Origin of the sequence: Bradyrhizobium sp. 155, assembly GCF_023101105.1 — a bacterium.
Classification (GTDB): Bacteria; Pseudomonadota; Alphaproteobacteria; order Rhizobiales; family Xanthobacteraceae; genus Bradyrhizobium; species Bradyrhizobium canariense_D.
This window is the reverse complement of the sequence record NZ_CP064705.1, coordinates 33,213-48,357: the sequence shown is the minus strand read 5'-3', so window position 1 is coordinate 48,357 and position 15,145 is coordinate 33,213. Positions and strand designations below refer to the sequence as shown.

General features: G+C 60.9%; 17 protein-coding genes. 6 read left to right on the top strand and 11 right to left on the bottom strand.

Annotated elements, in window-relative coordinates; genetic code table 11:
• Nucleotides 1-11: 11 nt before the first annotated feature.
• Complete coding sequence (locus IVA93_RS37605) at nt 12-1,613, bottom strand: L-aspartate oxidase (protein ID WP_247790010.1); 1,602 nt, start codon at nt 1,611-1,613, stop codon at nt 12-14.
• 9 nt (nt 1,614-1,622) lie between these two features.
• A complete protein-coding gene (gene nadA, locus IVA93_RS37600) occupies nt 1,623-2,729 on the bottom strand; it encodes a quinolinate synthase NadA (protein WP_247790009.1) in 1,107 nt (368 codons plus the stop codon).
• A 724-nt stretch (nt 2,730-3,453) separates the two neighbouring features.
• Between nadA and IVA93_RS37595 the strand changes: the two genes are divergently transcribed.
• Nucleotides 3,454-4,020: a MarR family winged helix-turn-helix transcriptional regulator gene (locus tag IVA93_RS37595; RefSeq protein WP_247777633.1), complete on the top strand. Its 567-nt coding sequence runs from the start codon at nt 3,454-3,456 to the stop codon at nt 4,018-4,020.
• Nucleotides 4,021-4,066: 46 nt separating this feature from the next.
• Here the strand turns inward: IVA93_RS37595 and IVA93_RS37590 are convergent, their stop codons facing one another.
• Both IVA93_RS37590 and IVA93_RS37585 read right to left on the bottom strand, forming a co-directional pair.
• A complete protein-coding gene (locus tag IVA93_RS37590) occupies nt 4,067-4,252 on the bottom strand; it encodes a hypothetical protein (RefSeq protein WP_247372286.1) in 186 nt (61 codons plus the stop codon).
• 142 nt (nt 4,253-4,394) lie between these two features.
• Nucleotides 4,395-4,601 (bottom strand): hypothetical protein, encoded by a 207-nt coding sequence (locus IVA93_RS37585; RefSeq protein ID WP_247372284.1) that lies wholly within the window; start codon nt 4,599-4,601, stop codon nt 4,395-4,397.
• Nucleotides 4,602-5,096: 495 nt separating this feature from the next.
• Here IVA93_RS37585 and IVA93_RS37580 point away from each other — a divergent pair, with 495 nt between their 5' ends.
• Together IVA93_RS37580 and IVA93_RS37575 are read left to right on the top strand one after the other, a co-directional pair.
• On the top strand, nt 5,097-5,369 hold the full coding sequence (locus IVA93_RS37580) for a hypothetical protein (protein WP_247372282.1): 273 nt from the start codon (nt 5,097-5,099) through the stop codon (nt 5,367-5,369).
• Nucleotides 5,370-5,741: 372 nt separating this feature from the next.
• Nucleotides 5,742-6,008, top strand: coding sequence for a DUF3551 domain-containing protein (locus tag IVA93_RS37575; protein ID WP_247372280.1), 267 nt, complete (start codon nt 5,742-5,744; stop codon nt 6,006-6,008).
• Between the two features lie 548 nt (nt 6,009-6,556).
• Here the strand turns inward: IVA93_RS37575 and IVA93_RS37570 are convergent.
• The 3 genes from IVA93_RS37570 to IVA93_RS37560 all read right to left on the bottom strand — a co-directional run bounded on the left by IVA93_RS37570 (nt 6,557) and on the right by IVA93_RS37560 (nt 7,754).
• Complete coding sequence (locus IVA93_RS37570) at nt 6,557-6,754, bottom strand: hypothetical protein (protein ID WP_247790008.1); 198 nt, start codon at nt 6,752-6,754, stop codon at nt 6,557-6,559.
• 456 nt (nt 6,755-7,210) lie between these two features.
• Nucleotides 7,211-7,540 carry a GcrA family cell cycle regulator gene (locus IVA93_RS37565; protein WP_247282304.1) on the bottom strand — a complete coding sequence of 110 codons (330 nt, stop codon included), beginning with the start codon at nt 7,538-7,540 and terminating at the stop codon, nt 7,211-7,213.
• Nucleotides 7,541-7,577: 37 nt separating this feature from the next.
• A complete protein-coding gene (locus IVA93_RS37560; RefSeq protein ID WP_247372274.1) occupies nt 7,578-7,754 on the bottom strand; it encodes a hypothetical protein in 177 nt (58 codons plus the stop codon).
• Between the two features lie 364 nt (nt 7,755-8,118).
• On the opposite strand from IVA93_RS37560, the gene IVA93_RS37555 reads away from it, so the two are divergent.
• The 3 genes from IVA93_RS37555 to IVA93_RS37550 are packed head-to-tail and all read left to right on the top strand — an operon-like array spanning nt 8,119 to nt 9,484.
• Nucleotides 8,119-8,439 carry a PAS domain S-box protein gene (locus IVA93_RS37555; RefSeq protein WP_247372272.1) on the top strand — a complete coding sequence of 107 codons (321 nt, stop codon included), beginning with the start codon at nt 8,119-8,121 and terminating at the stop codon, nt 8,437-8,439.
• Entirely contained in the window at nt 8,439-8,843 is a 405-nt protein-coding gene (locus IVA93_RS40700; RefSeq protein WP_253075722.1) for a GGDEF domain-containing protein, read from the top strand. Before IVA93_RS37555 ends, IVA93_RS40700 begins: the two co-directional genes overlap by 1 nt.
• The gene (locus IVA93_RS37550; protein WP_253075721.1) at nt 8,825-9,484 is read left to right on the top strand and encodes a diguanylate cyclase domain-containing protein; all 660 of its coding nucleotides are present in this window, start codon (nt 8,825-8,827) and stop codon (nt 9,482-9,484) included. The genes IVA93_RS40700 and IVA93_RS37550 overlap by 19 nt, the downstream gene beginning before the upstream one ends.
• Here the strand turns inward: IVA93_RS37550 and IVA93_RS37545 are convergent.
• The 4 genes from IVA93_RS37545 to IVA93_RS37530 all read right to left on the bottom strand — a co-directional run bounded on the left by IVA93_RS37545 (nt 9,373) and on the right by IVA93_RS37530 (nt 14,740).
• Nucleotides 9,373-9,855, bottom strand: coding sequence for a DUF2269 family protein (locus IVA93_RS37545; RefSeq protein WP_247372269.1), 483 nt, complete (start codon nt 9,853-9,855; stop codon nt 9,373-9,375). The two genes, IVA93_RS37550 and IVA93_RS37545, sit on opposite strands and share 112 nt — an antisense overlap.
• A complete protein-coding gene (locus tag IVA93_RS37540; RefSeq protein WP_247372267.1) occupies nt 9,855-11,129 on the bottom strand; it encodes an SDR family oxidoreductase in 1,275 nt (424 codons plus the stop codon). Before IVA93_RS37540 ends, IVA93_RS37545 begins: the two co-directional genes overlap by 1 nt.
• A 441-nt stretch (nt 11,130-11,570) precedes the next feature.
• Nucleotides 11,571-11,744, bottom strand: a complete 174-nt coding sequence (locus tag IVA93_RS37535; protein WP_247372265.1) for a hypothetical protein — start codon at nt 11,742-11,744, stop codon at nt 11,571-11,573.
• Between the two features lie 1,220 nt (nt 11,745-12,964).
• Complete coding sequence (locus IVA93_RS37530; protein ID WP_247372261.1) at nt 12,965-14,740, bottom strand: adenylate/guanylate cyclase domain-containing protein; 1,776 nt, start codon at nt 14,738-14,740, stop codon at nt 12,965-12,967.
• Nucleotides 14,741-15,145: the final 405 nt, after the last annotated feature.

Below are 15,145 nucleotides of genomic sequence, written 5' to 3'. Positions count from 1 at the left end.
GGCAGACTCCGTCAGGCGATCATGGGTTGTGCGGTGCGCGGTGTCGGGCGTTCGCTCAGGCTGTCCGCGACCTCGCGTACTGCTGCGAGCGTCGTCATCGTGCGCTGCGCGAGGGCGGGTACGTCCGCGGCATGGTCGGAGCGGAAATGCGCGCCGCGGCTCTCGCGCCGGTTCCAGGCCGACGCCGCCACGAGCAGGGCTGCCGTTGCCATGTTGCGGACCGCGATGCTCGTGGCCTCTCGTTCGAGCGCGGCGAAGCTGCGAACCGCGTCCGCAAGCCCGTAACCGTCGCGGATCACGCCGACATGCGCGCTCATCAGCATCCGCAGCCGCTTCACGGCCGCAGCATCCGGTGCGCCGCCGCGCGGCGTCGCCGCGTCCGCAAGGGGGGCGGGCGAGGGGCTGGTGCGGCCGGCGATGTCATCGGCGATGCGTGCGGCGTAGACCACGGCCTCGAGCAGCGAATTCGACGCAAGCCGGTTCGCGCCATGCGCGCCGGTGGACGACACCTCGCCGCCGGCCCACAGCCCGTCGATCGAGCTGCGGCCGCGATCGTCCACCGCGATGCCGCCCATGTGATAGTGCGCCGCCGGTGCGATCGGGATGGCCTGCGTGGCGGGGTCGATCCCAGCGGCGATGCAGCTTGCATGGACGGACGGGAATCTGTCGGCAAAACGTGCGCCCAGCGCCTGCCGCGCATCGAGGAAGGCGCCGCGTCCGGCCGAGATCTCCGCGAACACGCCGCGGGCCACGATGTCGCGCGGTGCGAGCTCGGCGAGCGGATGGCGCGCCGCCATGAAACGCTCGCCACGGCCGTTGATCAGTGTCGCGCCTTCGCCGCGCAAGGCTTCCGTGGCGAGCGGCGCGGGATCGCGGCCGACCATGATGGCGGTCGGGTGAAATTGCACGAACTCGGGATCGGCAATCACCGCGCCGGCGCGTGCGGCGATCGCAAGGCCGGATCCGCTGGCCTCGCGCGGATTGGTGGTGACGGCATAGAGATGGCCGATGCCGCCCGTCGCGAGCACCACCATCCGCGCGGCGAGCAGGATCGGCTGTGCTGCCGCGTCGCCAGCTTCGCGCAATCGTAGGCCGGCGACCGCGCCGTCCTCGGTCAACAGCGCTTCGGCGACGAAACCTTCGATCAGCCGGATCGACGGCGTGCGCCGCACGGCTTCGCTCAGCGCCGCAATGATGGCGGCGCCCGCGCCATCGCCACGCACATGTACGATACGCCGCGCCGAGTGTGCGGCCTCGCGCCCGACTGCGAGCCTGCCTTCGAGATCGCGGTCGAACGGCACGCCATAGGCGAGAAGGTCGTGAATCCGCGGTGCGGCCTCGCGCGCGATCCCGAGTGCGACAGCTTCGTCGACGATGCTGCCGCCAACTGCAACCGTGTCCGCGGCGTGCGCTTCCGGCGTATCGCTTTCAGCCATTGCCGCGGCGATGCCGCCTTGCGCCCATGCGGACGACGCGCCCTGTCCGAGCGGCGCGGCCGAGATCAATGTCACGGGCCGCGGCGCGAGCTTGAGCGCGCAGAACAATCCGGCAAGGCCGCCGCCGACGATGACGACGTCGCCGGAGCGGGGGAGGGTGTTGATGTTGTTTGTCATGGCTTTATCTCAGTTCTTCAAATTGATCATCCGCTCGACCGAGCGCCTTGCGCGGTCCGCGAGCGCGGGATCGATCGTCACTTCTTCGCGAAGCGTCAGCAGGCTCTCCAGAATGTTGGCGAGCGTGATGCGCTTCATGTGCGGGCAGATGTTGCAGGGGCGCAGCATCTCCACATCGGGCAGCTCGGCGCGGACATTGTCGGCCATCGAGCATTCCGTGATCATCACCAGCCGCCGCGGCCGTCGCTCGCGCACCCAGTTGATCATGTGCGCGGTCGAGCCCGTGAAATCGGCCTCGGCCAGCACGTCCGGCGGGCATTCGGGATGAGCGATGATCTGCACGGAGGGATCGGCCTCGCGGTAGCTACGCAGCTCGGCGCCAGTGAAACGCTCGTGCACCTCGCAGGCGCCCTTCCAGGCAATGATCTTCACGTCGGTCTTCGAGGCCACGTAAGTGGCGAGATAGCGGTCGGGCAGGAAGATCACGCTTGGTGCGCCGAGACTCTCGACCACCTGGACTGCGTTCGACGAGGTGCAGCAGATATCGACCTCGGCCTTCACCTCCGCGGAGGTGTTGACATAGGCAACGACAGGCACGGCGGGGAATTTTTCGCGGAGCAGGCGGACGTCGGCGCCGGTGATGCTGGCGGCGAGCGAGCAGCCGGCGCGCGTATCGGGGATCAGCACCGTCTTGTCCGGATTGAGCAGCTTTGATGTCTCCGCCATGAAGTGCACGCCGCACTTGACGATGATGTCGGCCTTCACCTTGGTGGCTTCGACCGCGAGCTGGAGCGAATCGCCGCCGATGTCGGCGACGCAGTGAAAGATCTCCGGCGCCTGGTAATTGTGCGCGAGGATCACCGCGCCCCGCGCCCGCTTCACCTCGTTGATCGCCTTGATGGTCGGCGCCAGCAGCGGCCATTCGATCGGCGGGATCACATGTTTGACGCGCTCGTAAAGCGGCGCGGTAGCGCGCTCGACCTCCGGCGTCCATTCCAGGGACGGCCTCGGCAATGCGGGCCTCGAGCGCGCTGGGACGGAACGCGGCGCAGCGGTGGTTTGGCCCTGCGGCCGGTTAGCAAAGTCGTCGGGGCCGTAAAGTCCAGAGATCGGCATGAAGCCTCCAGCACATATTAAATAAGCTCAATTTGAGTACATATGGAGCCTGAGAAACCCGGCCGAGAGGCCGGGTTCGATTTCAGCAGCGCTCAAATATGCTCAATGAGTAAATTAGACTAGGACAACTAACACTACTCCAAGAGCTCCACGGTCGAATTTTTGGATCTCGACTGAACCTATAAGGGGCGACCAGGCTGCAAAGTGTGAAGTCGCATAACACGTCGAGTAACACGCGCTCGTGGACGGCAACTGCGACAGAGACGCGACAACGCAATGCGCTTGAATCCCGCGTTCAGGCCATCAACTTCGATGAATTTCACCGCAGCGCCTGTGCGAGGTTGCGCCCCAAAGCTGCTCAGTATGGAAGCCATTTCGAAGCCGTTGCCCGGGATCCGGCAACAGACCTTCGAATTAGCGCTTTCGAAGCGGGCGAAACGCCGCGCCGCTGCGCGAGACTACGGATCGAGATCTTCCTTTGAACGTGCATTTCGGTGAGATTACTCGCATTCGCAACTCAGCTAGGCGCGGCCGCCAACGGCGGCCCGAGTTTCTCGTCGAAAAGCCAGTAATCCGAATCACTAGTAATCGTTCTTAAATCGTGGGCGCAGGTGAGCGCGTGATGCTTGCACAGAATCGCTGCAACGAGCAGAGATCCTCTATTGAAATCTTGTCAGTGCGAACGAGCTCTGAGGATAGGGCCTAACATCCGGTGGCGCCGCATTTGACCAAGCCAGCAACGCAAGTCGGGAACGACTCTGCTGACACTCAGCTGCTGGTGCGGCGATTAACGTTGGAGGTCCGATCCCTCAACATCTGTCTGGAGGATTTTCTTCAAGTCCGGGCCAAGGCACTCGGCATCACTGGACCACAATTGACAATCTTGATGGCAGTGACAGACCTGGCGAGCGAGGGGGATGTTGCAGTCAGCACGGTGGCAAAATTGCTGAAAGTTGACCCGTCGTTCATTACAATAAATTCCAAGGCGCTGGAGAAAGCCGGATTTCTGCGGCGCAAGCCCTGTATCAGGGATGGTCGGGTCGTCCACATGTCACTGACGGACAAGGCTTGTAAGCGCCTCGCGAACGTCGCTGCACAACAGAAGGAACTCGATCAATTTGTGTTCGGTGAGCTTGGCGTCGAGGAATTGACCAAACTGTCCAGCCGATTTGCAGCGCTCAGGCGACGGCTGGACGGGGCTCGTTTAAAGGCCTCCATGGATATTGGCGCGGTGACAACCCGAGGCAGGGGACGACTTCAGTCGACGAAGGGGAGCTCGTTGGATCGCTGATGGTTGCCTTTGCGAGGGTACCACGCACGTCCAGGCACCGTCATCATCAACCGCCCATCGGCTCATCGCATTGCAATTCCGCCTCGGCGTTCGACGAGCGCCGATCTATCAGGTGCTCGGGTCCAACAACTTTTTGCGACGACACGGTCACATCCGCTTCGTGAGACGTTGCAGCAGCAAGTAAGGGCGAACCTGGCTGGCTCATGTCAAAGTCAATGAGCAGATTTGCCATCCCGGCCCATACGATGCTGATCCTGGGCTCATGCCGCTTTTCTGGAAGTCCCGATCAAGATAGATTCGGTATGCGGCCCGAGCTCTACGCGTGGGGCGCAGAGTTCTGGAGTGGCTTGACTCATCGCACGCGGAGTTGGTTTCTAAGCGTCTCGGTGCGGCATATCAAAGTGCTTGCAGATGGTGACGAACGCCTTTTTCGCCTCGGCATTCTCGAAGCAAAAATGTGCCCCCTCATCGGCGCGCTCAATCGACCAGTCGATTTTGGCAGCCCGTGCAATGCGCGATGCCTCTTCGCGCAAGAGATCCAATTGCGTCCCATGGGCCCGAACGATCACACAATCTGGCATTTAGAACCCTCGCTAACCCGAATGTCCAGTTCACGATGTATGGCCGGGCTCACATCGCCATTAATCCAGACCATGGCTCTTGCAGTCCTCGTGATATAGCTGACCTCGTCGAGGCAACACCGTTACGCGCTTTGATGCAAGCCACGCCGAAACAGGTCCGGGCCGATTGCACATAATTGGAAACAAGGCGGCAGTGATCTCTTCCGGACGCATCACCCTTTCGAGCAAACCCGGATCGGCGCGCGTTAAGGTTTCTGAACGGCGGAACTATGAAGAGACACGTTTTGTGTGTAGGGTCGCTGGCACCGGCGCTGGACCGCATTTTTTCACGATAGGCATTTTGAACCCGGGCCGCCGCCAATATTGTCCGCGGCCTTTTTCAGCAATAACCCGATTTGGGACTGGCCTACATGCGACGGTTTCGGTGCTTATAGCCGCAGCTCGGATTATGATGAATTAGCTGGCCAGCACAGCAGTGCCGCATGGGGGCCGTTAATGCACGATTGGAAGAACGAACTTGACGCACTGGCCGCGGAAACGATGGCATTTACCAAATCGCTGAAGCTAGAGATCCAGCTGCCCCGGTCTCTGCCGAAGGAAGCCGTCGAGCGGGGTGACCTGAGCGCGTCAGAGTATGACGGCAGCGAACGTGAAGAGATCAAGAAGCGGGTCGAGAGCTTCAAAGCGCACCAAAAGCACTTCACGCGCGAGCGCGAGGAATATGCCAATTCCCAACTGCGCCGGATCAGACCGATCACGAGAGCCTAGACGAGCTTGAGCCCGCCGAAGCTTCCCTGCACGCTCAGCGGCACAAATTGAGGTGACAGTGCGGCGATTTGTGCTTGATAAGTGCGCGGGTTTGCGGCTGTCCCAAACCGGCTATTGCCGCGCGCGGAGCTCCCAAGCTCGGATCGGCCTATTCTCCCAGGTTTTTCAAACGCACGAACCCCCACCGCGCTTGAAAAATGCATTCCATCCGCAAAACTCGCAGGAAAGCTGCTCCTAAACCCGAGTGCCTGACGCTTAGACTTACTTTGAAACCGATCGGTCAAACCGTCTACTAAGCGTTTTGCCATTGACCAAGATCAAAGCGTCAATTCTACACTCTCTATCCTCTCAAGACTTCACGGAGGCTAGATCATGCGCAACCTTCTTTTTATTGCTGTGCTTGCACTTCCCATGCTCGTCTGCTTTGGATCACCTTCGACCGCCGCTCCGCGGGCTCGTTCGTACATCCCCTCAGCTCGGCAGGACGTTTATTGCCTGCAGGGACGTACCTGGGGATATCCTGGCAACTGCCAGTTCTCAACCTACGATCAATGCATGGCCACCGCATCCGGCACCCTCGCATATTGCGGTCTGAATCCCATCTACGCGTTCCAGCGACAGGCAGGACAATCACGCTGATCTGCGATCGCCACGAGATCGTTGTCAATTCCTGGTCGAGATTGTCCCTTTTGCGGACCTCGACAACACCGACCAATATTCTTCCCAAGGCCAAGACCTTTGTTTTCAAGTTGCCCAAGACATATCCAAAAGACTTCAGTGCGTAACCTTATCTCGATGAGAGAGGAGCGATTTCCCGACCCTTAGACCAGCGTCAAACCTGTGCGTGGCCGGGCTCCATATTTCTGCATCGACGCGTGATCGTTTACGACCCGAGACCATAATTGCGTGCGATGGTCATCGAGTACGACGTGAGCGCGAGGCAGTGCCGGCGATGAAGCTCGCCGCCGAAACCGATGGTGTAGCGCGCGGCCGCAGGCGACTGGGCCCTCGCGCCCCATGTAGACGACAACGAGCTAGATGAAGTGACACTGGGAAACGTTTGAGGGTAGCAGCATTGGGCAGTGCAGGACGAGTTAAAGCCTGCCTTGTTTATTACGCAGAAAATGCCCAAGAGCGGGGCCGGCCGCAGCGTGCGCGGTGCCGGTGTCGCTGCGACAGTCGCCGGATCATTGCTTCCCGCGTGCCAGCAACGTCCAGACCGGTGACGTGCCGTCCCAGCGCTGAAGCCGCCCGTAGAACCGCACCCGAACCCCGGCCTCTTTCAGCCGCTCGACCACGAGATGCAGCGCGATCACGTCGCCCTCTGCCAGCTCCACGCAACCGCGCTTGCCAGACCACAGCGAAACAGGTTGTACTTCAGCCATCGGCCGCCGCGCTTGGATAGCGGTTCTAGGTCTACTTGTGCGCCGTTCCCAGGCCACAGGCCGACATCCGGCCGACGGAGCAAATTCGCGATCCAACCAACTAAACTCGGCTCCTAAATCGAGGCAGTCTTTCGGTACAGTCGCAATAGCAGTGCACAGGCCATGTTAACGAGGCAAGCCAAATGACACGAGAGATGCTCCGCCGTTCTCGGGAGCAGATCGCGGCCGAAGGCACTGCTTCAGTAAAAGGTCCGAATATCTGGCATCCTGAGCTTCCAGAACAATAGAAACCTGGCGTTGAGCGGAATGGCGAAACAAGAAGCCAACTAGCTGCCGATCTGTGCAGCTGCATCAAGGCTATGGTCTTTATGGACGCAGTTCGTCGGACGGACTTGCGTGCGTCGGTTCGTGTACGATAGCTGAAGCGAGGAGCGCAACGACGTTGGTGGTGAGCTCCTAGTCAGTGTTTCTGACGGCCTCAGCCAGCATGGAGTAGAGCTGCTGCTTGCTGAATTCCTTGGGCTGTTGCCTCTCCGCTGTGTTCCGCGACACCTTCCGTGCGACTGGACGAGCGCAGGCTGCCGACGACGTCGGCCTCAGCTTCGGGGACGGCCTTATCTTGGGCGTTGCTGTGGGCGGCTTGTGGCCGCGCTTCAGGCCCAGACGGGTCAGCATGCCGCAGACCGCGTTACGACTGCACCCGAGACGACGCGCTATCTGCGCCGCGCTCTGTCCTGCGGACCAGAGCCTATTGAGGAGCGCTATGTCATTCGCATGCCAGCCCATGACAAATATTATACCCCTGGCTGCCGAACACGCTAGTCTAGTCGTCGTCCGGCTCGCGCACGACCGGCGGTTCGTCAGCGTCATCTTCCTCTTCGTCGTCTTCGTCCTCCTCGTCTTCATCGGGATCTCTTGGCGGCATTGCGGTGCCCATAAGCACAAGCGGTGTCCAGTAGATCGCGGTGGTGGAAAATGCTTCGAAGGTATGTTGCTTCATGTGGCTGCTACTCCTCGAAAACACGCGTAGTCGCATATTCATGGCGGACGGCACGCGCGCCCAGGGCGCGATCGGTGCAAACGAGATGGGAACATCAAGTCGACGACATGAGCAAAGGAGGGCATCCGCCACGCAAATGGCAGCGCTTTCGGCTACTTTATGCCCGAGTACTCATTCGGCTCTACTGGACTGCACCTCTTAAGTGAGACACGATACTTTCATGCGGGGCTTCGTTCAAGGTGCGGATCGCCAGCAGATGCCGCTGTCGCCGGAATGCCTCGATGATTGGGTCGGATGAGAGCAATTCTATTAGCGCGGTCGATGTGTGCGTGGATGCGTTAGATCCTCGCGACCTCGGGTTCGAATGGCCGCGCTCCTGAGCAGCCGACTACGGTTTCGGACCGGGCTTGAACGGGCGCTTCGAGATCGAGAGGCGAGGGTCAGGCTGCTGGCGGACAACATCGCCGATATTGTCATCGTGATGGATAGGAAGGGGTACCTGCGCTACGTGTCCCCCTTAGTCAACGTGCTGGGGAAAACTGAAACCGACTTCCTGGGACGTTTGTGTCTCGACGTAGTTCACGAGGATGATCGCGAAAGGGTCTTTGGCGGCAAGCCGGGAGTTGAAGGGCGCGACCGCTTCTCGTTTCGGTTCGCTTTCGCATGCGGCGCGGCGACGGCGTGATGATCTGGCTCGAGGCCAATTTCAAGATCGCCGAACACTCGCCGGGCGATGACCTGGAACTTGTCGGCGTTCTTCTCGACGTTTCCAAGCAAAAGCCCGTTGAGGATGAGCTATCTTCAGCCAACCTGAAGCTGGGGCAGCTTGCGACGCCTGACGGGCTTACGGGCTGGCGAACAGACGCAGCTTCGATGCATCCTTCGCGAAGCCTATGCCAAGATCAAGTGCTTTCTGTGCTCTTGATGGACATCGATCACTTCAAAGGATTCAACGACGCTTTCGGTCACCAGGCCGGCGATGCTTGCCTTCGACGCATCTCCGAAGTGATTGGAAGTGGACGGCAAACACCGGAGGGCTCTCAGCGCGATACGGCGGCGAGGAGTTCGCGGTGGTCCTGCCGGGTGTAAGCGAGGAGAGACCAGTCAAAGTTGCTGACGCAATCCGGTTGCTGGTCACCCGATTGCACATCTACCATCCTGGAGCACAACGACAATATGTGACGATCAGTGTTGGCATCGCGGCGAAAAGCGATGCGACGGCAGATGAACTAAGGCTGACGCGCGACGCCGACATAGCCCTCTACACCGCCAAAGAGCACGGAAGAGATTGCACCATCGCGAGTTCCACGATGGTCGCCTCGCGACAGGAAGTGACATCTCTCGCGTCTTCGCTCCCAGATATGGAGCGAGCCCAATTATCCCTGACACTCCCGGGGCTGGAAGCCGCCGCCTGCGATCATTTAAGCAGGCGGCGTTTTTGCTTCGACGGCCTCTGCGAGCAGAACGGTGTCGGGGTGTGGCTCAAGAGTGTCCGAAGGCGGACGGCACCGGCCGCCCGTACTGGCCTGTTCTCGAACATCACTCCTCGATCCGGGCAGCCACAGGCCCAGGATGCGTTCCTGATTGGTGGAGCACGTCAGCCTCTTATGAGGACCGTCTACGAATCCCAGTATGGAATAGGCGGGCGAGCGATCATCAGCCAGAAGATAACCAGCACGGCTGCGAACGCCGGAAATCCGAAGGCGAACCACCACCGAAAAAGTCGGTAATACCGGGCGGGCAGCTTGGCGTTGGTCTCTACCGCACCGACGGCAAGATCGCGCATTTGCATCTGCATCCACACCACCGGTAGCCAGCAGGCGCCGGTCACCAGGTACAGTGCGATGGACGCCGCAATCCACCCATCGCGGAGGGAATATCCGCTCGACCAAGCGAGCCATGTGCCGGTGATCGGCTGCAGGACCACGGCACTCGCCGTAAATAGGAAGTCGGCCAGTACCACCGTCCGCGCGACCCCCGCGATCTCGCGCGGGTCGCCGCGCAGATGCGCCACCAGCATGAAAAAGGCGATGCCAGCCCCAGTACCGAGCAGGACGGCAGCACCAATGATGTGCACCATCTTAAGAAGGAAATAGAACATCAGCGATCCTCCCGGATCGCCATGGCAACCAGATTGAGCATCAGCACCGGCCAGATCTTCAGCATTGGTCCAAGCGGATCGGCCCACAGCCGCGGCACCAGCGCCGTGCCGATCACGAAATAGGTTAGCGAGATGATCAGTGCTGCCCAGAGCCCGTAGCGGCTCAGAGGCCGCCAAAGAATCGCGAGGCCGATGCAGATGTCGGCGAGCGCGCCGGCGATGACGGTGAGAGAAGCGACTTTTTCCGGCACCCTGCCTTCCCGTAGCAAGGACATTCCAATTTCCCAGCCAGGGCCAAGCGAGATGATGCCTGTGACGATCCAGAACAGGCCGAAGACGCCGAATATCAGCGGCTTGAGCGCATATAGCCGGGCAAACCAGCGTTCCTGCACGGACGCGGGCTCGCGTGCGAGCGCGCCTGCAAGATCGCGCGGCCTCAAGCCGGTAAGCTGACGCCAGGGCTCGGGATCGCCGGTCGCACCGCGCCGCATTTCCGCCTTTGCCGTCGAACTGATGGGCGTTCCCCAACCCAGCATCTGGGCCAGGTCCCCCGCCCGGTAAGCGCCCGAAGCCACCCAACCACGCAGGTGCAGGCGGTAGGCGGGCCTCCAGCGTAGCCATGCGCGAAACAGCGCCACGGCTTCGCTGAAGGCGATCTGCCGTGGACCGGCTAGATCAAGTGCGATGCGCGAAGGAGCCCCGGGTTGCAGGAAGAACAGAACCGTTTCTACCACATCGTCGAGATATACGGGCTGAATAGCTGCCGTGTCCGGCATGACGGGTAGAACCGGTAGTGATGCCAGCCCTCGCAACAGCGCGCTGCCCCCATAGGCGGGCCGGCCCACCACCACGGAAGGCCGCAAGACGACCCAATCGAGGTCGCGCGCCATCAAGGCGGCTTCGCCATCCCGCTTGCTACGAGAAAAATCGGTGGGCGCATCGCGGTCGATGCCGATCGCCGAGAACAGTATGACCCGGCGGACGCCTGCGCTTTCGCACGCGGTATAAAGAGCTGCGCTGCCGGCGACGTGAACCCCTTGCATGTCCTGCCCCTGCAGGGCACCCGCCGCATTGATGACGGCATCGACGCCGGCAACAATGCCCTTCCATTTCGCAGCGTCGGTGGTCCTTGCAACATCGAGGATGACGTGTTGAGTATCAGGCGCCGCGTCCGGATGGCGCGACACCAATACGCATTCATGCCCCTCGGTGGACAGCCTGGCGTCGATCGCCGATCCGACAAGCCCCGTGCCGCCGACGAGAAGGATGCGCATTGACCGGGCCCTTCGATCGGCGGCCGGATATCGCAAGCCGCCCATCAAATTCTTGAACGTGCGGAACGACTAAAGCGGAACTGATGCAATCGTTCCTCCGGGCGGAACGGATGAGTCGCGGCCGCAGGCAGAGCCTTGTCTTTGGCAAGCATCGCCCTCGGGAGACGACGCTTGCCATTAGTGTTGCGGCGCCGCCGATATCGATGGGCCCTTCGTTCAAACACCCTGGACTAGCGCAGTTACGGCCTTCCGCTCGTGGTCCATTGCGCTGGTCGGCGAAGCAGCGACATTTCTGAAGCGAGAGGTAGAGCGAAAGTCGTCCCGCTGAGTGGCCTACCGCCACCTTTGACCCGCAGCAGACATTTGCCGGAGGACTCACGCGCCGCGCAGACAGGCATTCGCCTGCAGAATGTCTCGCTGGCCGTAAAGATTTGCGGGGCGCTATGGCTCCTGCTTCTCAGCGAGTTCTCGCGCAGCTAAACTAAGCTCCAGCTCTCTGAGCTGCTCGATCAGCCGATCAACGATCTGCTCGCAGTCCGATGGCGTCAGTGAATGCACGCCGTGTAACGTCAGTTGGTTCTGGAGGATCGTCGCCATCGTTGCTTTGACGCTCATGGGGACCTCGACTGAAAATCAGTTCGTCATCAAATTCAATCTGAAGTAGATGCCAAAGATGGCGGATGCACAATGGCCGTAAGATTGCGGATACGCGAGGTGGCAAAAGCTTTCGCGCTGCCCAAAGGCGAGATGTGTCGCGTCGCGCGCTTTTTGGTCTTTCGAGCTGATCCGCCACCGGCGAGGCGCCGCGGCTACTTCTTCAACAATATCCCCCATCGTTCGCGCCATTCGCCTCACTGATCCGGCGTGGCGGCCCAGTTCGGCGGCAATCTTCGATACACCAGCTCCTGCCCGCGCCACTAAACAATTGCTGGAGCTCGCGCTGGGCCCATTGCTTCGGCTTCGGTGTTTTCATTGTGCGGCGCTCACAACCTGCCGCTCTGCGTACCAGTGAGACTGGTGCCAACTCTTGGGAAATTTACGGGTGGTGTCTTTCCGCAATCACGAAGCTAACGTGCGACGCCGACTAGCCACTGCGAGCTCGCCAGATGGCCGTGTGCGCGTCCCGATATGTTGCGGAGTTGGGATCCGATCGTAGCAGGGGAGAGTGGCGCGCCGGTGGGCTAGGTCCTCGTAGAACCTGCCGTATGCGAGCGCCGGACCGCCGCTTCTGGCGTGTCGCGTCAGTTGGCACAGCGCAGCGGCAGGTCCTAAGCAAGGTTGGCGCGCAAATTTGCCGTTGTGTATCGTTTGATACGTCGCGATTTGGTCTGCCTTGCTACTGTTTCCCGAACAATGGGGAGCGGGCATGGACCGGCAAAAGGAAGCACTTGGGCAGTTCGAACACCCGGACTGTGCGAATTGCCGCACCCCCATGAGATGGTTTCGCTCGGATCTGGTGCGAGATACTCTAGAACCGATAATCGCCCACCTTTTCGTCTGCCCCAACTGCAAGCGCGCTCAGCGGAGCGATACAGCCCTGACCGCGGTTCGCGGCCCGCCTGACAAATTGGCGATCCCGCGGTTTCGTGTCTTAAGGGGTGGAAAGTAGACACACCTCAGTGGCCGTCCTCTTTGTTCCCGCATGCAAGTCCGCTGATGGCCTGAAGGCCTAGATCGCGATGGCGTCAGCCGCGTCGGGAGGTGAGGCGAGACCGGCCACGGCGGCCAGCAGTTCGACGCTCTTGACGTTAGCAGGCAACTTGTGCCGCTGGGCGACCGCCTGCTAGGAAAGTGCTGATTTCCGGGAACTACTTAGCCGCCTGCCCCTACAAACTCTAATTGCCCGCTGGCACGCCTGCCAAGCTTAGGCCCTCGTAGATGCGCTCGCGCTGGGCCAGGAAGGTCGGGTTTTCACTGCGTCGCTCGTTTCGAAATCTTGCAACAGTAAAGTGCGGGTCCAGCTCGAGGCCGGCATTCCGCTCCTCCCGCGCATCGGCAGCGCGGCCGCTCAGCGCGAACGCCGCGGCTAGAAAAAAATGAGCCATCGCGACGTTCGGATTCATGTCGACCGATTTGCGGAGCCGATCCAACGCTGAGTTGAGCCTGCCGAGGAACAGGTCGGCGATACCGAGTAGGGCATACCAGCGATCGAGCGCAGGGTCCCGTGGGCTAAGCCGGATCGCCTTTGTGAGGTCAGCTTCTGCCTCTTCAGCTCGCCCCAGTAGAACCTTCAAAAAGCCTGCATCAGCATGGGCCCAAGCTAGATTACGATCGAGCGCAATAGCGAACTGAAGTTCGCGCAGCGCGCGTTCCGTCGCGCCTGAGACATGGAGGAGATTGGCGTGAACGAAATGGGCTAAAGCGTTGGAGGGAGCAAGCCTCAGTGCCTCAGTGATGGCCATGTGGGCGATACGTAGCTGTTCGTCCCGATTGGTCGAGGCGAAGGTGCGAAGGTGGTTGCCATGATAGAAAGCAAGACCGACCAACGCCTCGACGTTGCGATCGTCCAACCGGAGCGCCGCGTCGAACAGGTCACACGCGGCGCGGTCGCGGCGCAGCGACAAGGGTTGGTTGAGGATTGCCCAGCCGCGCATGGCCAAGTCCCCGGCATCCATATTGTTCGGTCGTTCGCGTTCGGCGCGGCGGCCCTCTGCTGCAACGAGCTCGACACCCACGGTCCGGGCGAGGCGCGTGGTGATTTCGTCCTGCATGTCGAAGATATCGGCGCGCGGCTTGTCGAAGCGCTCGGCCCAGAGGTGTGCGCCGGTTTCCGTGTCGATGAGCTGCGCGTTGACGCGAATGCGGTCCCCGCCACCCTGCACGCTGCCTTCCATCACGTAGCGCACACCAAGTTCTCGCCCGATCACCCGGACGTCCACTGGCTTGCCTTTGAAAGTGAAGGCAGTGTTGCGAGCTATGACGAAGGCGCCAGGAATACGCGACAGGTCGGTTGTGAGGCTTTCAGTGACACCGTCGACGAAGTAGTCCTGCTCGCTGTTGCCATTGAGATTGACGAAGGGCAGGACAACGATGGAGAGCCGCGGTGCGACGGTCGTGTGCGGCGCCGCTGCTGCGGGGTGCGCGGCTGAAATCGAATAGATCTGCACGAGCTCGGCGATGTTCTTCAGTTGCTGCTGCCCGCGATCTTGCGCAGCGATATCGAGTTTGCCACGTACCTGGTCATAGGCCGCACTGGACAAGCAAATACCACCAGGCTCGGCAATCCCTTCGAGCCGCGCAGCCACATTGACACCATCGCCCATGAGGTCGCCATCGTCCTCCACGACCACGTCACCAAGATTGATGCCGACGCGGAACTCGATGCGCCTGTCCTGTACGAGGCCAGAGTTGCTCTCAGCCATGACCTGTTGCATATCGATGGCCGAACGAACTGCATCCACGACCGAGGCGAACTCGGCCAGCAAGCCATCCCCAGTCGTTTTGACGATACGCCCGCGATGGGCGGCGATCATAGGATCGATGAGATCCTTGCGGATGGTCCGGAGGCGATCGAGCGTGCCTTCCTCGTCAATTCCCACAAGCCGACTGTAGCCGGCTGCATCGGCCGCCAGGATTGTCGTCAGCCGTCGGTTTGGCCGCTCGATCGCCAAAGCTCTCTCCTGGCTTGTTCGGGGCCAGTCTACGCATTTGGGTGCAGGTGCCAAGGGAGTCGACGATGAGGATCGCGGTCGAAATGTCCGTTGATCGCCCATCACGTCGGTTGGCACACCGCAGTGACATGTCTGGAGCGAGAGGTAGAGCGGAAGTCGTCCCAAGTCCGGGTCCGACCGCCGCCTTTGACCCAATGCAGAAGTCATCTACTCGGCCCGACAAACGCCGCCCCTGCTTCGGTATGACGTAGGCCAGCAATCGCGCCGGGGGTTGAAAGCGCGAATAGAGGGTGCGTTCAGGCCGTGCGTCACTGATGGTCATTCGTCGAACGCTTGATTGCTCCCATCGATCAACTGTGTCATCGGCACCTCACGAACACGTGTCCCGCAACAGAGCATGGACGC